This window comes from Enterococcus sp. GC34, from assembly GCF_040886645.1.
In the GTDB taxonomy this organism is placed as follows: domain Bacteria; phylum Bacillota; class Bacilli; order Lactobacillales; family Enterococcaceae; genus Enterococcus; species Enterococcus faecalis.
Map to the genome: position 1 here is coordinate 1 of NZ_JBFOEF010000037.1, position 287 is coordinate 287.

Sequence of the window (287 nt, forward strand, 5' to 3'; positions counted from 1 at the left end):
GTGTATTTGAAAAGATCTTCTTCTGCTGCCGCGTCAACAATTAGCGGCACCTTGTGGCGTTGCGCCACTTTGGCCGCTTCGGCCACCGTCAGCATACTTTTTTGCACGGTATGATGGCTTTTGATGTATAGAATGGCCGCTGTTTTTTCGGAAATCATCATTTCCACGTGTTCTGGACTGCACATGTTGGCGTAGCCAGCTTCCACTACTTGGCCGCCGCCTTGCGCCACCATGACTTCTACAGGCGTGCCGTAGTCCACGTTGTGCCCTTTAGGTAAAATAATCTC

The 287-nt window shown here is 50.9% G+C and carries 1 pseudogene; it reads right to left on the reverse strand.

From position 1 onward, the window contains the following. Positions 1–287: pseudogene (locus AB3I72_RS13840) on the reverse strand (SelA-like pyridoxal phosphate-dependent enzyme); the annotation flags it as partial.